Source organism: Kribbella sp., from assembly GCF_035687465.1.
Classification (GTDB): domain Bacteria; phylum Actinomycetota; class Actinomycetes; order Propionibacteriales; family Kribbellaceae; genus Kribbella.
Genome location: NZ_DASRXP010000502.1, coordinates 1 through 14,594 on the forward strand (window position 1 = coordinate 1; position 14,594 = coordinate 14,594).

Here is a 14,594-nt window from a genome sequence, read left to right on the forward strand (position 1 = left end):
CGACACCGTAGACAGGTCCACCGAACGTCTCAGCCAGCGCCGGCGTGAACCGCCCGATCCCGCACCCCAGATCCAGCACCGCGAGCGGCCGCTCGGTCGGCGCATGCCCGGTGAACGCTCCCATCCACTCCCCCAGCGCCGCGGAGGTCAACCGCCGCCCCTCGGCGTAAACCCGATGCAACCGCTCGTCGTAATCCACCATGGTCCCGACCTTAGGCTCAGCCGGGCTCAGCCGCGGGAGTGATCAGGTGCGCGAGGGGAGGCCGTCGGGGGTGAGAACGATGGTGGCGCCTGCTTCGGCGGCGGTCTGGATCATGCGGAGGTTGGCCAGAGCCGGGTGGTCGTCGAGGAGCTTGGCGCTGTTGGCCAGGGACCGGAGTGCGGCCGACTCGCCACGCGCGCGCTCGAGGACAGCACGACCACGCTGACGTTCGAGGGCAGTTTCGGCCAGCGCCGCACGAAGCTCGCCAACCAGCACAAAGTCCCGTACTGCGGCGCCGAGAACGGTGATCCCGAGGTTTGCCACCTCATCGCCCACCGGTCCGGCCAGCTCGTCCGTCACTGCGGCGCGGCCTTCCGGGCGGAGCAGTTCGTCCAACTCCCGCTTGCCGACCGCGTCCCGCACGGCGAGCTGGAGAGCCACATGCAGCAGCTCGGTGGGAGCCTCGGCGCGCTCGATGTAGGCCCGGACGTCGTTGATCTGCCACCGGACGACCGCTGTGACGCGCAAGGTCACACCATCGGAGGTAAAGATGTCCTGGCCTGCGACAGTGAGCTGCTGCAGGCGCATGTCGACCAGTTCGCGCTTCACCCGCCAGGGCTTGCGCACGCTGTGGCGACCTGGTTCAAGCTCCGCCTCGAAGACGCCGTCGCGATAAACCACGACGCGCTCGTGCGCCTGCACGGTGACCTTGGCCATCCTCTGTTCCCCCTCGCTGATTCGATCGGCACCCGTCGCACTCGATCCGGCCCGGCACCCACCCCGGGCGGCGGCGGAGGAGCCGGCTCTGGACGAGCAGCCGGGCCTGCAGAGCCGTCGTACGGGATCTGTGGGTGCCGGGACAGACCATCGAGTCCTGAGCTCTGTCCGTTGCAAAGCGGCGCCGATGCACCGCACCAGGTACAACACGCAGAACAGTTCCGGCAGAGCCGGTACCCGCTGCTGATCTGGCCGTGCGTCACACAGTGTGACCTCTCCTCGGCCCCCACCGCAAACGAATTCCTCTCCAGCTCGCGCCGGCTGCGACTATCGCCTGCCACTAGGTTCAGTTCTTCCTGAAAGCCCCGGTGGACCGCTGGCCTTGGTCATGTCGCCGGGGCCACCTCTTTCCAACCCATCTCTGCGCGCGACCAAGTAATGTCGTTGACGAAGACCCCGGAACGGTCCCTGGTAGTTCGCTTGCGAGCAGGCCAAACCGCCGGGGTTTTGACGTGAGGGGTGCACTCCACCGGAGTGCACCCCTCGTTTGTTGTCAGCGGTTGGTCAGCTGCGGACGACGGTGACCAGGTGGTTGACGATTTCTTCTACACCGATGTTGGTGCTGGTGCCGGAGCGGCGGTCCTTGACTTCGATGGTGCCTTCGGCCAGGCCCTTGCCGACGACGGCGATGGTGGGGACGCCGAGGAGTTCGGCGTCCTTGAACTTCACGCCGGGTGAGACCTTCTCGCGGTCGTCGTAGAGCACGGTGAGGCCGCGGGACTCCAGCTCGGCGGCGATCGAGGCCGCCTTCTCGAACAGCGCGGCATCCTTGCCGGTGGCAACCAGATGGACGTCGGCAGGCGAGAGCTCGCGGGGCCAGATCAGGCCCAGCTCGTCGTGGTTGCCCTCGGCGACCGCGGCGACCGCCCGGGTCACGCCGACGCCGTACGAGCCCATCGTGACGGTGACCAGTTTGCCGTTCTGGTCCAGCACCTTGAGATCCAGCGCCTCGGCGTACTTCTTGCCGAGCTGGAAGATGTGCCCCATCTCGATGCCGCGGGCGGACGACAGCGGACCGCTACCGTCCGGCGCCTCGTCGCCGTCACGCACCTCGGCGGCCTGGATCGTGCCGTCGGCTTGGAAGTCACGGCCGTACACCAGGTTGAGCACGTGGAAACCGGCCTTGTCCGCACCGGTCACCCACGCGGATCCCTCGGCCACGCGGGGATCCAGCAGGTACCGGATGCCCGAGGCGTTGTCCTTGCCGAGCACGCCCGGACCGATGTACCCCTTCGCGAGCGACGGGTTCTTCTCGAAGTCGGACTCCTCGAACGCCTCCACCTCGGCCGGCTCTACCTGCGCGCCGAGCCGCTTCTCGTCGATCGCCCGGTCCCCCGGTACGCCGATCGCCAGCGGCTCGCGGGATCCGTCCGGGTGCACCAGCATCACCAGCACGTTCTTCAGCGTGTCCGCAGCGGTCCACTCGCGACCGTCGGTGCGGGCGTGCTTCGCGTTCAGCGTCTCGACCAGGGTGTCGATGGTCGGCGTGTCCGGGGTGTCGACCACCTCGGCCGCGGGCACGGCCGACGCGTCCACCGGCGCCCCCTGCGGAACCACCACGGCCTCGACATTCGCGGCATACCCGCCCGGTGAGCGGACGAAGGTGTCCTCACCGTTCTCCGCGACGGCGAGGAACTCCTCCGAGGCCGAGCCGCCCATCGCGCCCGACATCGCCTGCACGATCACGTAGTCGAACCCGAGCCGGTCGAAGATCTTGATGTACGCCTTCCGGTGCAGGTCGTACGACGACTGCAACCCCACCTCGTCCACGTCGAACGAGTAGGAATCCTTCATCACGAACTCGCGCCCACGCAGGACGCCGGCCCGCGGGCGCGCCTCGTCGCGGTACTTGTTCTGGATCTGGTAGATCGACAGCGGCAGATCCTTGTACGACGAGTAGAGGTCCTTCACGAGCAGCGTGAACATCTCTTCGTGGGTCGGGCCGAGCAGCATGTCGGCGCCCTTGCGGTCCTTCAGGCGGAAGACGTTCGGCCCGTACTCGGTCCAGCGGCCGGTCGCCTCGTAGGGCTCGCGGGGCAGCAGCGCCGGGAAGACCAGCTCCTGCGCGCCGATCGCGTTCATCTCCTCACGGACGATGGTCTCGACGTTGCGCAGCACCCTCAGCCCCAGCGGCAGCCAGGTGTAAATCCCCGGGGCGGCACGGCGGATGTATCCCGCGCGCACCAGCAACCGGTGGCTCGGGACCTCCGCGTCCGCCGGGTCCTCGCGAAGGGTGCGAAGGAACAGCGACGACATGCGCAGAATCACGAGAGTCTCCAAGCAATAACAGACGAGATGGACAAACAACTGACGGCAAAGAGGATATCCGCCCACCGCCAGTCCTCTCACCACTTTTCCACAGGCCCGGTATCGGGACCCGCCGTGGTCCCTCGCGGGTGGGGTCAGGGGGTTTCGCGGGAGGCCTTGAGTGCGGTGCGGATGAGGGGGAGCTGGAGTGGGAGGCGGGCGAAGGCGATCGTCTTGGCGCGAGGTGAGCCTTTGCGGTTGAGGTCCAGGGCCATCTGGACGTTCGCCGGAAAGATGGCGACCAGGAGGGCAGCGCTGGTCAGACCTGCGAGCCGGCGGCTCCGGGGATGGAGGAGACCGGCGGCGCAGGCGAGTTCGGCCGCACCGGAGGCATAGACAAGCTTCTTCTTCGCGGGAAGTTGGTGCGGCACGATCCGCTCGTACGGTTCCGGCTTGGCGAAGTGGAGCACGCCGGAAACGGCGAACAGTGCTGCCAGGCCAGTCGTGCTCCTACTTCGCTTGGTCATGAAGAAGACTTTATAGGACCTGTTACCCGGTGGTAGGTAGGCGGGATCAGGGAAGGGGTCCGTAAGGGGCTGCGGCGGCTTTGGCGGCGTAGAGGAAGGCCGGTTTGTTCTTGGGCCAGAAGGTGGAGTCCATGCAGGAGTAGGCCGGGAAGAAGCCACCGCAGGTGCCGGAGTTCGGGCCCACTTCGAAGGTGAAGGAGGGCACTCCTCGAGTGCCGTAGAGCCAGTCGTCGGTCGCGCCGGGGGCGAAGTAGCCGACGCCGCCGTCCCCAGTGCTGACGGGGTACGAGTTGAAGGCGCCCATCTTATTGCCCAGAGCAACCAATGCCGTACGGTCGGGAGCCGGTGTGTTGGTGTAGCCGTACGGCGCGAGGATGTCGTTGCCGTAGCTGTGCAAGGTGATGAAGATCCCCGTCGTACCGGGCTTGGCCGGATCGCCGACCGGGCCCTTGGTGTCGGGGAAGACCTTGTCGAGCAGGCCCTCGATCGCCACCGTCTCCGGTTCCGAGACCGCCTTCGCGCCCGGATAGGTCTCCTCACACGGACCGCCCTGCTCCACGTCCCACTGGAAGTCCGAGTTCCGGTTGAGATCGACCCCTGCGTCCGCCGCCGGGCAACCACCCGCGGCGTTGTCGACGTTCTTCCGCTGCATCACCGGCCGCGACGGCGACGAGGCGACCACATCCACCCCGTCCGGGTTCGCGATCGGGATAACCCATAGTTCGCGAGTGTCCACCAGGGAGGTGATCTCCGGGTCCTTCCCGTACGACGAGACCAGCAGATCGATCCATCGGTATGCGAGCTCACCCGTCGACAACTCGCGCGCGTGGATCTGCGTGTGCAGGACGAACTTCGCCTTCTTCCCCGTGCTGTTCAGCGCGCAGTCGCCCGCCGCCAGCTTGGTGATGCACAGCGCCTGGATGTCGTGACCACCCTGGCCCTTCGTCTTCTTCCAGGAATCACCGATGTCGTACAGCTTCACGAGATCCGGGTGTGCGGCTGCGACCGCGGCATTGTGCTGCTCATGACCGACGACGGTGTGATAGCCGCCGTAGTACGTAGTACCGGCAGCGTCCGAGGCGACGCGGACGACCGGTTGATAGACGTTGCCGCTCTTGCCGAGCACCACGCCGCGGGCGCGCAGGCGGTCGACCTCGGCCGGCGTCGCGACCACGAGGGGTCGGGAGCCGTGCCCATGGCTGATGTCGTAGCCGTCGCGGACCAGGTCGGCGACGGTGGTTCCGGCGGGCAGTTTCATCGTGTAATACGACGGCTCGGCGTCGGCGGAGGCGGATGCTGGCGCGGGAGCCGGTGCGGCCGAACTCCCCGGGGCGAATCCGGTGACGGCGACAGCGACGGCGGCCAGGCAGGCCAGTGAGACTGCGACTTTTCGCATTGTGTTCCTTCCGCGGCGCGGGGCGGCGCTGCGGAACAGCAAACCTCACCAGCGGTCACCGCACCATCACAATGAGCGCTCAGCCTCAGAACAGGATCGTCGCGAACGTCTCGATCGTGCGGAACCCGACTCGCTCGTACGCCGCTCTGGCGGGCGTGTTGAACGCGTTCACATAGAGAGTCACCACCGGGGAGATCTGCCGAGCGAGCTCAACCACTGCGGCCATACCGGGCGCGGCCAATCCCTCACCGCGGCGCTCCGGATCGACCCAGACGCCCTGGATCTGGCAGACCCCGGTCCCCACCGATCCGACCTCCGCCTTGAAGACGACCTTGCCGTCCTCGATCCGCGCGAACGCCCGGCCGGCCCGGATCAGCTCGGCCACTCGCGACCGGTAGAACGAGCCGTCCGGACCCGTCTGCGGCGGCACCCCGACCTCTTCGGTGTACATCGCCACGCAGGCCGGGTACAGGACCGACAACTCGACCGGCTCGACCGCCCGGACCACTGGATCCGGCGCGATCGCCGGCGGGCCCTCGATCACCATGAAGGGCTGGTCCTCGCGGACTTCGCGGGCCGGGCCCCACTGCGGTTCGAGGACGGTCCAGAGCCGCTCGACGTCCCGAGCAGGTCCGAGGATCTGGAAGCAGTTCCGACCGCGGCGGAGAGCGTAGGCCGCGAAGGATCGCAGGGCTGCCTCGTCGGCGCCGACCGGGACCATGTTGCCGCCCGCATGACAGAGCGCCTCGAGTTCGCCCTTGTCGACGAACCCCCAGACCTCCGCGCCGCGCCGCGGATCCAGCCCGGACGCCTGCACCAGACTGTCCACGAAGACGTTGATGACCGGATCACGGGCGATGACGGCCCTCGCAGCTGAGAGGTCGCGAGGACCCAATACCCGTACACCCACGGGCAGAACCTAGCTGATCGCGGCGGATCAGGCCCGCAATGGGTCCAGGCTCCCTGAGATTTCGCGAGGATTCCTGCCCGAAAGCGTCAGGCCTGCACCTTGACGGTCTGGCCGTCCGGGTCCGTCAGGGTGAGGCCGGCTTCGTCCGGTTGAGGTTCGTACCCGGTTGCGGTCAACCTGGCCCGGACCTCGGCCAGGCTCTCGGTAGTGCGAAGGTCGAGCCGTACTGCGAACTCGGCCTCGCGTGGTCCGTAGTCCACGAGGTAGTCGCCACCGAGGATCTCCAGGAACCGCTGCCACGAGGCCTGATCGGCTCCGGTCAAGTGGGGCGTCACCGACCAGCGTGTGTCGGCATGCGCATCGTGCAGCGTGTAGCCGTACAGGTCGTCGTTGCGTTCGTCGATCCAGATCACCGTCTCGTCCGCGGCGGTCACCGAGAGGACCCGGCCGTAGGCCTCGTCCCAGATCGTCACGTCCGGATAGCCGGCCGCGAATAGCCGCTCCTTCAGTTCGTCGATGTCGTCGGCCTCGAAGGACAGCGTGGTGTCCCCCGCCTTGGCGCCGGTCGAACTGCTGGCGGCATCGTGCAGCGCGACCATTCCGTTGCCTGCGACCATGTCGACCCAGCCGCCGCGCTCGGATTCGATCCGGGACCGCAGGCCGAGCGTTTCCAGGAAGGCCCGCATCGCCGGTACGTCGGCGCTGAACCGCAACGGGCGAATCACCACGTCGTTCATCCTCTGGCCTCTCCGTGCTTGTCCAGGTACTCCGTCAGAGCCTGCTCGACGAGCGCCGACAGACTCGTCACCTCGTCGATCGCCTTGTGCTTGACCCGGCGGATCAGGTCGGGGGGCAGGTAGACGTTGAACTGCGCCTTCTTGGCAACCTCGTCGGTCATGGCTATATTACTAGCATCCTAGAGAGCTACCAGTCAACCGGGAGCCACCATGAACCTCCACTTCAACCACCTCCAGGAGGGCCTGGTCGGTTAGGCGTAGTGGCGGGTGCGGTAGGTGCCGACCTTGTTGCGGTTGCCGCAGCGTTGCATCGAACACCAGCGGCGGTTGCCCGGGCGTGAGGTGTCGTAGAACATCAGGTAGCAGTCGGCGCCTTCGCACATGCGCACCCGCTTCGCCCGGTCCGTGCCGATCATCTCGACCAGTTCGCGCGCGGCCGCGCCAAGGATCTGGGTACCGGTGACAGGGGTTTCCCAACGCTTCGTGCGGTCCGGACCGCCAAGCTGCGGCCTCGGCAGGGGCCCGACCGCGGCATTGACGAGCTTGAGGTCCGCCGGCGTCACCGGCTGCGCGCCTGGCAAGACTTTGTCGTTGCCATTGCTCTTCGTCAGGGCGGGGATGATGCGCCAGAGTGCCTCACGGAACTCCTTGATCCTGGCGAGCTCGGCCCGGGTGATCTTCAGAGCGGCAGCCGGCAACCCGAGCGCGAGATGCGAGCCCACCACCCAGTCCGCCAGCGCCTCCGGCGTATCCAGCGTCTCGTAGCGATCCCAGGGCGGCGGGCCGCCGGTCAGCAGCAACTCCAGCGCGAAACTGCTCGAGTCGAACGTGTGCGTCACGCCGTCCGGAGAGGTCAATCGTCTTGCGCCTGGCGTCATGTAACCACTATAGTCGGTGTCACACCGGTATTACCAGTTACACCTCAAAGGAGACTGCGATGACCGTCACCGAAACCCTGCTCGAGCTCGAAGACCAGATGTGGCAGGCCAACCGCGAGGGTGACGGCGGGTTCTACGCCGAGTACCTCCGGAACGACTCCCTGGCGGTGAGCAAGTACGGCGTGATGAACAAGGCGCAGACGATCCCGGTGATCTCGGCCAACCACAACCCCTACGTCAAGACGGAGTTGTCCGGTCGGCAGGTGCTTGTGCTCGACGACGACAACGCGGTGGTCACCTACAAGGTCGACGTGACGGCAGTTGTCCAGGGCAACGAGCTGGAGCTGCCCTCCTACGCCAGCACGGTGTGGAACCGCACCGGCGGCGAGTGGCGCGTGGTCTTCCACCAGCAGACGGCGCTGTGATGGCACCCGTCGGCGAGACGAAGGACGCCGGCTGGAACGTCGGCGTATCCAAGACGCTGCCGTACTCCGTGCCCGAGCTGTGGGACTTCATCACCAGCACCGAGGGAGTCACGGTGTGGCTGGGCGAAGGCGCAGTACTGGAGAACGGGTCGGCGTACAAGACGGCGGACGGGACCACGGGCGAAGTACGGAGTATTCGTGAGCACGACCGGATCCGGCTGACCTGGCATCCCGCGGACTGGTCCCACGAGAGCACGGTGCAGGTGGCAGTGTCCGGGGCCGGCTCCAAGTCGGTGCTGCGGTTCCACCAGGAGCGGCTGGCGGATGCCGAGGAGCGCAACCGCCAGCGCACTCACTGGCAGAACGTGATGGATTCCGTCGTCAGGCGACTGTCAGACGGCGGCGAGTAGGACGTCGTCCAGGTCCTTGAGCAGGCGCGCCTTCGGGCGGGCGCCGACCACAGACCAGATCAGTTCGCCGCGGTGGAACAGCATCAGGGTCGGGAGTGCCATCACGCGGTACTTCGAGGAGATCGCCGGGTTCTCGTCCGAGTTCAGCTTCACCACGGTGAGCTGGTCCTTGCGTTCCTCGCCGATCGCCTTCAGGACCGGCACGATCTGGTGGCACGGCGGGCACCACTCGGCCCAGAAGTCCACCAGTACCGGCTTGTCCGCTCCCAGCACCACCTCGTCGAAGTTGCTCTCGTCGACTACCTGCAGATCGCTCATACTCTCGTCCTCCAGTTCTCGGCATCGGTGAGGAGGTCGGTGAGCCTGGCCCGCAGATCGGTGAGCTCGGTGATCCGTCGGTCCACTTCGGCGATCCTGGTCCGGTACGCCGTCAGCGATGCCGGGCAGACATCAGCGCGGTCGTTGCCGGCTCGCAGGCACTCGATAAACGGATAGGTCTGCTCAGCGGTCAACCCGAGTGACAGCAGCGCCTTCACCTCACGGACCACCACGACGTCCTCCGACGTGTAGGTCCGGTAGCCGTTGGCCTGTCTGGCGGGCTTCAGCAGCCCCTGCGACTCGTAGTACCGCACCGCCTTGACCGTCACTCCGGCCTCGGCGGCCAGGTCACTGATATGCATTCCGCCTCCTCGACACCGACGCTAAACCCTGCCCTCAGGGTCAAGGTCAAGCCAGAATAGTCGGTATGCTGCTAGGGAAGTTCGTCCATGATCCAGATCTCGACCTGAGCGCGCCCACGCTCGAACGGATCGCCGTCCGCGGGGTGATGTTCCGCGGTGACGAGCTCCTCCTGCTGGCCTCGCGGCACGGCGACTACAAGTTCCCTGGTGGAGGGGTGGAGGCCGGGGAGTCGATGCCGGCGGCGTTGGGGCGGGAGTTTCTGGAGGAATGCGGCCGGCGCGAGGTCGAGGTGGGCCTGGCGATCGGGTCGACCGTGGAATACTTGCGGGCGGTCGAACCGGAGTACGAGGTCTTCAAGATGACGTCGCACTACTTCTACTGCTCGGGTGGGGTGGACGATCGTTCGCAGCAACTGGAGAGCTACGAGAGTGAACTCGAACTGACACCGCGCTGGGTGACGGTCGAGGAAGCGCTGCGGGCGAACCGCGCGGTACAGGCGAGTGGGCGCGGCGTCATGCGCTGGCTGGTCCGCGAGACCGAGGTGCTCTCGCAGCTAGCCGATCTCTGAGCGAACCCACTCCCCCAGCACCTTGGCGCTGGCGTCCACGAGAGCCGGCCAATCCATCGCAGCCTCGTCGGCGCTGTCGGACACGTGCTTCACCACCCGAACCGGTACGCCGAATCGCCGGCAGGCGTAGACGACGCCGTACGCCTCCATGTCCACCAGATGCGCCCGCTCGGCGAGCTTGGCCCGGAGTACGGGATCCGTGACGAACACATCGCCCGAGGCCAGCACAGTCCCGTCGCCGCCCTCGACCTTCAACGACTCCTGCGGATCCAGCCCGAGCGCCCGCACGGCGTCCGCGTTGATGTCGTGGTTGACCACTTCACTGGGCAGATAAAGCCCGGACAACCCGTCCCGCAACGCACCGGTCGTCCCGACGTTCAGTACGACCAAGTCCTCTGTCGACCTCCCGGCCAAGGCCGTCGCAGTCGCCACCGCGGCCGCGGTCTTGCCGATACCGGTGATGACGGTCGGCAACTCGTCAGGGACGTAGCGCGCCTCCGCCGCGATCGCGCTGACGATCAGATAACTGGTCACCCGGCGAAGCGTAGCCGCCGGGTGACCACGAAGTCAGCGCGATCTCACAGACCGCCTGGCTCAGGGCAGTTTCACGTACGGCGCGAGGAAGCTCCGGGCGGACTGGGTATCGACGCGATACGTCACGTTCGTCGCGTAGCAAGGCGTGTCGCCGGTGATCGTGGTTGCCGCAAGCACCCGCTTGCCGCCCAGCGTGACGAAGTTCGGTCCACCGGAATCGCCGTAGCAGGCGCCACCGTTACCCTGCGGCGCGGTCATCGCCAGCCGGACCCAGGTCTTGTTCAGGGCGTTGAAGTCCACCGGCGCCTTCATCCGCACGCCACCACCAGGGTGGGTGTGACCACCGGGCCCACGGACAGCCTCCTGGGTGCCGTAGCCGACGACCAGCCAGGAGGCGGCATCGAGCGCGCGACTCCCCAGTTGATCAAGCTGTCCAGCGGTCGGCAGAGTCGCCGGCGTGAAACTCCAGACATCAAGTGGATCGGTCTGCCGCGTCGCGAAGTCGATGACACCGATGTCGTGTGCATCTGAGGAGTTCCCGGGAAATCCCGGGTCCTGGTGCGTGTCCCCCTCGACCGCCTGGCCGGCCTGGACAAAGGCGGCAGCAGTCTGTGCGGGCGTGAGGCCCTTGGCAGCGGCCGCGTCGAGGAGGGACTGGACGTTCTGCTCGAGGGACACGTAGAAGCGGGTGCCGGCGGGCCAGTCATCGGTGCAGTGGGCCGCCGTGAGGTAGGTGTCGCGGTCGATCATCGTGCCGCTGCATACCCAGTCGAACCGGTCAGGCACACCATCGCCGGTGTTGTCCCACAGCGCCATGAACGCCCCCACCTCGGTCCGCTCAGGCGCAGCGGTCGCGTTGTAGGAATTGATCGCCGCAGCCGGCAGCGTCGCAGCACAGACGACCACACCGGTTGCGAACAGAGTGAGGATCTTGCGTTTCATGGTCAACCTCCCGGACGGCCGGCTCCAGGCGGGCCGGGCCGTTCGCACCTTATGCCAGATCCGCGGCGGCTGAGAAGACCGAATCAGCCGACGGTGACGGTGGGTTCGCCGCCTTCGGCGGGTTCGCCCATCTCTTCGGCGATGCGCATCGCCTCTTCGATCAGGGTCTCGACGATCTTCGACTCGGGCACCGTCTTGATCACCTCGCCCTTGACGAAGATCTGGCCCTTGCCGTTGCCGGAGGCAACTCCGAGGTCGGCCTCGCGAGCCTCGCCCGGGCCGTTCACGACGCAACCCATCACGGCGACGCGGAGCGGGACCTCCATGCCCTCGAGCCCGGCCGTGACCTGCTCGGCCAGCGTATAGACATCCACCTGGGCGCGTCCGCAGGACGGGCAGGAGACGATCTCGAGTTTGCGCTCGCGCAGGTTCAGCGACTGCAGGATCTGCAGGCCGACCTTGACCTCCTCGACCGGCGGCGCGGACAGCGAGACGCGGATGGTGTCGCCGATCCCCTTCGCCAGCAGCGCCCCGAAGGCGACCGACGACTTGATCGTGCCCTGGAACGCCGGCCCCGCCTCGGTGACGCCGAGGTGCAGCGGCCAGTCGCCCCGCTCGGAGAGCAGTTCGTACGCCTTCACCATCACGACCGGGTCGTTGTGCTTGACCGAGATCTTGAAGTCGTGGAAGTCGTGCTCCTCGAAGAGCGACGCCTCCCAGACGGCCGACTCGACCAGCGCCTCAGGCGTGGCCTTCCCGTACTTCTCCAGCAGCCGTGGGTCGAGCGAACCGGCGTTGACCCCGATCCGGATCGACGTCCCGTGATCCTTCGCGGCTTGCGCGATCTCCTTCACCTGGTCGTCGAACTTGCGGATGTTGCCCGGATTGACCCGAACGGCGGCACAGCCCGCCTCGATGGCGGCGAACACGTAGCTCGGCTGGAAGTGGATGTCGGCGATCACCGGGAGCTGCGAGTGCTTGGCGATCTCCGCGAGCGCGTCAGCGTCCTCCTGCCGCGGGCAGGCGACCCGGACGATGTCGCAACCGGCCGCGGTCAACTCGGCGATCTGCTGAAGGGTGGTGTTGACGTCGTGAGTCTTCGTCGTCGTCATCGACTGCACCGACACCGGCGCGTCACCGCCGACCAGCACCTTGCCCACCTTGATCTGGCGGGTCTTGCGACGCGGGGCGATGGTCGGCGGAGGCAGCGCGGGCATGCCCAGAGAAATGCTCATATGTCCTTCAACAGTTGAGGTGTCTTAGCCGTTGAACAGCCTGATCGGGTTCACGATGTCGGCGATGACGAGCAGCACGCCCATCACCACTATGAAGCTCGCCGCGACGTAGGCGATCGGCAGCAGCTTGGCCACGTCCACGTACCCCGGGTCGGGCCGGCCGAAGAGCTTGGCGAACCCGCGCCGGATGCCTTCCCAGATGGCGCCGATCATGTGACCGCCGTCCAGCGGCAGCAGCGGAATGAAGTTGAACAGCGCCAGGAACAGGTTCAGCGAAGCGAGCAGCGAGACCAGGAAGGCGATCCGCTCGCCCCCGGTCAACGAACTGTTCGAGGCGACCTCTCCCGCCACCCGGCTCGCGCCGACGACACTCATCGGGCTGTCCTGGTCGCGCTCACCGCCGACGATCGACTTCGCGACGCCGACCAGCTTCTCCGGGAAGTTGCCCAGGGCCTGCACGGTGGCGACGCTGAGCTCACCCATCTTGTCGACGACGAAGCCGAAGTCCTGCCGCTCGACCTTCTGCTCCGGCGAGACGCCGAGGAAGCCGACCGAGACGATCTTGTCCGAGCCGGCCTTCTCCACCACCTGGTTGATGATGGTGCTGGTGGTCAGGGTGACCTGCTGGCCGTTGCGCTCGACAACGATCGAGGCCGGCTTGTCGGTGTTGGCCCGGATCAGCGGGGTCAGGTCGTCCCAGCTGCTGATCGCCGTACCGTTGAAGGACAGGATCTTGTCCCCGACCTGGAACCCGGCTTCCTTGGCCGGCGAGACCTGGTCGCTCGGCTCGCACTTGCGCTCCGCGGACGCCTGCGAGGCGGGGATCACACAGTCCGTGACCGTGGAGACAGTCGTCTGCGCGACGTTGGCGCCGTACAGCATGAACAGGCCGCCGAAGAGCACGAACGCGATCAGCACGTTCACCAGCGGGCCGGACGCCATCACGATCAGCTTCTTCCACCACACCTTCTGGTAGAACAGCCGGCCGTCGTCCTCCGGCGAGATCGTCTCGTACTCCGCCGAGCGGGCGTTCTCCACCATCGACTGGATGGGCCCCGTGTTCGCCTTGCGGACCTTGGTCGGGTCCTGGCCCTTCGCCGGCGGCATCATCCCGATGATCCGGACGAATCCGCCGGCCGGGATCAGCTTGACGCCGTACTCCGTCTCGCCGCGCTTGGTGGACCACACGGTCCGGCCGAAGCCGACGAAGAACTGCGTCACCTTCATGCCGAACGCCTTCGCCGGCAGCATGTGACCCATTTCATGCAGGGCCACGCTGGCGAGGATGCCGACGACGAACAGAACCACGCCGATGAGGGTGAGAAGTGCGCTCATGCCTGTGTGGTCTCCTGGCCTTGGTCGGTGCCGGTCAGTTCACGGGCCCGGGCCCTCGCCCAGGCGTCCGCGGCGAGTACGTCGTCGAGGGACAGTTCCTCGTACGAGGGTACGTCGTGTTCGGTCACAACTAGGGCCACGGTATCGACGATCCCGAGGAACGGCAGCCGGCCGTCCCGGAACGCCTGGACGCAGACCTCGTTCGCCGCGTTGAACACGGCCGGGGCGGTCCCGCCCCGGGTGCCGGCCTCGCGGGCCAGCTGCACCGCCGGGAAGGCCTCGTCGTCGAGCGGGAGGAACTCCCACCGGCTCGCCTCGGCCCAGTTCCACGGCGGCGACGCGTCCGGTATCCGGTCGGGCCAGCCGATCCCGAGCGCGATCGGCAGCGTCATCGTCGGCGGCGACACCTGGGCCAAGGTGGAGCCGTCGTGGAACTCCACCATCGAGTGGACCGCCTGCTGGGGATGGACCACGACGCCGACCCGATCCATCGGGATGCCGAACAGAAGGTGTGCCTCGATCAACTCGAGGCCCTTGTTCACCAGCGTGGCCGAGTTGATCGTGACGACCGGGCCCATCGCGAAGTTGGGGTGCGCCAGGGCTTGCTCGACGGTGACGTTGCCGAGCTCTGAACGCGCCCGGCCCAGGAACGGACCACCGCTGGCGGTGAGCAGGAGTTTGCGCACCTCGTCGGCAGACCCGCCGCGAAGGCATTGGGCGATGGCGCTGTGCTCGGAGTCGACCGGGACGATCTGACCGGGCTTGACGCGGCGGGTGACCAGCGGCCCGC

18 protein-coding genes and 1 pseudogene are annotated in these 14,594 nt (G+C 66.9%); 3 read left to right on the forward strand and 16 right to left on the reverse strand.

All coding sequences use genetic code 11. From position 1 onward, the window contains the following. From VFG33_RS26425 to VFG33_RS26465, 9 genes are all read right to left on the reverse strand, one after another. Positions 1-202, reverse strand: a 202-nt coding sequence (locus VFG33_RS26425) for a class I SAM-dependent methyltransferase (protein WP_325055657.1), incomplete at its 3' end; no start/stop codon positions are given. 42 nt (positions 203-244) lie between these two features. Next, the gene (locus tag VFG33_RS26430) at positions 245-919 is read right to left on the reverse strand and encodes a slipin family protein (protein WP_325055658.1); all 675 of its coding nucleotides are present in this window, start codon (positions 917-919) and stop codon (positions 245-247) included. A gap of 564 nt (positions 920-1,483) precedes the next feature. After that, positions 1,484-3,247, reverse strand: a complete 1,764-nt coding sequence (locus tag VFG33_RS26435) for a proline--tRNA ligase (protein WP_325055659.1) — start codon at positions 3,245-3,247, stop codon at positions 1,484-1,486. Between the two features lie 134 nt (positions 3,248-3,381). After that, on the reverse strand, positions 3,382-3,753 hold the full coding sequence (locus tag VFG33_RS26440; protein ID WP_325055660.1) for a DoxX family protein: 372 nt from the start codon (positions 3,751-3,753) through the stop codon (positions 3,382-3,384). 46 nt (positions 3,754-3,799) lie between these two features. Beyond that, complete coding sequence (locus tag VFG33_RS26445) at positions 3,800-5,149, reverse strand: M14 family zinc carboxypeptidase (RefSeq protein ID WP_325055661.1); 1,350 nt, start codon at positions 5,147-5,149, stop codon at positions 3,800-3,802. A gap of 85 nt (positions 5,150-5,234) precedes the next feature. After that, positions 5,235-6,059: a GNAT family N-acetyltransferase gene (locus VFG33_RS26450; RefSeq protein WP_325055662.1), complete on the reverse strand. Its 825-nt coding sequence runs from the start codon at positions 6,057-6,059 to the stop codon at positions 5,235-5,237. Between the two features lie 86 nt (positions 6,060-6,145). Next, positions 6,146-6,796 carry a VOC family protein gene (locus VFG33_RS26455; RefSeq protein WP_325055663.1) on the reverse strand — a complete coding sequence of 217 codons (651 nt, stop codon included), beginning with the start codon at positions 6,794-6,796 and terminating at the stop codon, positions 6,146-6,148. After that, complete coding sequence (locus VFG33_RS26460) at positions 6,793-6,957, reverse strand: ribbon-helix-helix domain-containing protein (protein WP_325055664.1); 165 nt, start codon at positions 6,955-6,957, stop codon at positions 6,793-6,795. The genes VFG33_RS26455 and VFG33_RS26460 overlap by 4 nt, the downstream gene beginning before the upstream one ends. A 90-nt stretch (positions 6,958-7,047) precedes the next feature. Then, complete coding sequence (locus VFG33_RS26465; protein ID WP_325055665.1) at positions 7,048-7,674, reverse strand: CGNR zinc finger domain-containing protein; 627 nt, start codon at positions 7,672-7,674, stop codon at positions 7,048-7,050. 59 nt (positions 7,675-7,733) lie between these two features. On the opposite strand from VFG33_RS26465, the gene VFG33_RS26470 reads away from it, so the two are divergent. Both VFG33_RS26470 and VFG33_RS26475 read left to right on the forward strand, forming a co-directional pair. Beyond that, complete coding sequence (locus tag VFG33_RS26470; protein WP_325055666.1) at positions 7,734-8,099, forward strand: nuclear transport factor 2 family protein; 366 nt, start codon at positions 7,734-7,736, stop codon at positions 8,097-8,099. After that, positions 8,099-8,509 (forward strand): SRPBCC domain-containing protein, encoded by a 411-nt coding sequence (locus VFG33_RS26475; protein ID WP_325055667.1) that lies wholly within the window; start codon positions 8,099-8,101, stop codon positions 8,507-8,509. The genes VFG33_RS26470 and VFG33_RS26475 overlap by 1 nt, the downstream gene beginning before the upstream one ends. Here the strand turns inward: VFG33_RS26475 and trxA are convergent. Next, complete coding sequence (trxA, locus tag VFG33_RS26480) at positions 8,492-8,827, reverse strand: thioredoxin (protein ID WP_325055668.1); 336 nt, start codon at positions 8,825-8,827, stop codon at positions 8,492-8,494. The genes VFG33_RS26475 and trxA overlap by 18 nt on opposite strands. Further along, the gene (locus VFG33_RS26485) at positions 8,824-9,189 is read right to left on the reverse strand and encodes a MerR family transcriptional regulator (RefSeq protein WP_325055669.1); all 366 of its coding nucleotides are present in this window, start codon (positions 9,187-9,189) and stop codon (positions 8,824-8,826) included. Before VFG33_RS26485 ends, trxA begins: the two co-directional genes overlap by 4 nt. 65 nt (positions 9,190-9,254) lie before the next feature. On the opposite strand from VFG33_RS26485, the gene VFG33_RS26490 reads away from it, so the two are divergent. Beyond that, entirely contained in the window at positions 9,255-9,758 is a 504-nt protein-coding gene (locus VFG33_RS26490; protein WP_325055670.1) for an NUDIX domain-containing protein, read from the forward strand. On the opposite strand, the gene VFG33_RS26495 is transcribed toward VFG33_RS26490, so the two are convergent. The 5 genes and pseudogenes from VFG33_RS26495 to VFG33_RS26515 all read right to left on the reverse strand — a co-directional run. Further along, a complete protein-coding gene (locus VFG33_RS26495) occupies positions 9,744-10,292 on the reverse strand; it encodes a nucleosidase (protein WP_325055671.1) in 549 nt (182 codons plus the stop codon). The two genes, VFG33_RS26490 and VFG33_RS26495, sit on opposite strands and share 15 nt — an antisense overlap. Positions 10,293-10,352: 60 nt before the next feature. Then, positions 10,353-11,234, reverse strand: a complete 882-nt coding sequence (locus VFG33_RS26500) for a trypsin-like serine protease (protein ID WP_325055672.1) — start codon at positions 11,232-11,234, stop codon at positions 10,353-10,355. Between the two features lie 83 nt (positions 11,235-11,317). After that, on the reverse strand, positions 11,318-12,469 hold the full coding sequence (gene ispG / locus VFG33_RS26505) for a flavodoxin-dependent (E)-4-hydroxy-3-methylbut-2-enyl-diphosphate synthase (protein WP_325055673.1): 1,152 nt from the start codon (positions 12,467-12,469) through the stop codon (positions 11,318-11,320). A 24-nt stretch (positions 12,470-12,493) separates the two neighbouring features. Continuing rightward, on the reverse strand, positions 12,494-13,804 hold the full coding sequence (locus VFG33_RS26510) for a M50 family metallopeptidase (RefSeq protein WP_325055674.1): 1,311 nt from the start codon (positions 13,802-13,804) through the stop codon (positions 12,494-12,496). Then, a pseudogene (locus VFG33_RS26515) lies at positions 13,801-14,594 on the reverse strand (1-deoxy-D-xylulose-5-phosphate reductoisomerase); the annotation flags it as partial. The gene VFG33_RS26510 and the pseudogene VFG33_RS26515, both read right to left, overlap by 4 nt.

Bases quoted from the DNA above. Each gene is read 5' to 3' on its own strand.
- VFG33_RS26455 (WP_325055663.1), bottom strand. From the start codon at position 6,796: ATGAACGACGTGGTGATTCGCCCGTTGCGGTTCAGCGCCGACGTACCG.
- VFG33_RS26445 (WP_325055661.1), bottom strand. From the start codon at position 5,149: ATGCGAAAAGTCGCAGTCTCACTGGCCTGCCTGGCCGCCGTCGCTGTC.
- VFG33_RS26440 (WP_325055660.1), bottom strand. From the start codon at position 3,753: ATGACCAAGCGAAGTAGGAGCACGACTGGCCTGGCAGCACTGTTCGCC.
- VFG33_RS26430 (WP_325055658.1), bottom strand. From the start codon at position 919: ATGGCCAAGGTCACCGTGCAGGCGCACGAGCGCGTCGTGGTTTATCGC.
- ispG (WP_325055673.1), bottom strand. From the start codon at position 12,469: ATGAGCATTTCTCTGGGCATGCCCGCGCTGCCTCCGCCGACCATCGCC.
- VFG33_RS26470 (WP_325055666.1), top strand. From the start codon at position 7,734: ATGACCGTCACCGAAACCCTGCTCGAGCTCGAAGACCAGATGTGGCAG.
- trxA (WP_325055668.1), bottom strand. From the start codon at position 8,827: ATGAGCGATCTGCAGGTAGTCGACGAGAGCAACTTCGACGAGGTGGTG.
- VFG33_RS26465 (WP_325055665.1), bottom strand. From the start codon at position 7,674: ATGACGCCAGGCGCAAGACGATTGACCTCTCCGGACGGCGTGACGCAC.
- VFG33_RS26460 (WP_325055664.1), bottom strand. From the start codon at position 6,957: ATGACCGACGAGGTTGCCAAGAAGGCGCAGTTCAACGTCTACCTGCCC.
- VFG33_RS26475 (WP_325055667.1), top strand. From the start codon at position 8,099: ATGGCACCCGTCGGCGAGACGAAGGACGCCGGCTGGAACGTCGGCGTA.
- VFG33_RS26510 (WP_325055674.1), bottom strand. From the start codon at position 13,804: ATGAGCGCACTTCTCACCCTCATCGGCGTGGTTCTGTTCGTCGTCGGC.
- VFG33_RS26485 (WP_325055669.1), bottom strand. From the start codon at position 9,189: ATGCATATCAGTGACCTGGCCGCCGAGGCCGGAGTGACGGTCAAGGCG.
- VFG33_RS26500 (WP_325055672.1), bottom strand. From the start codon at position 11,234: ATGAAACGCAAGATCCTCACTCTGTTCGCAACCGGTGTGGTCGTCTGT.
- VFG33_RS26490 (WP_325055670.1), top strand. From the start codon at position 9,255: ATGCTGCTAGGGAAGTTCGTCCATGATCCAGATCTCGACCTGAGCGCG.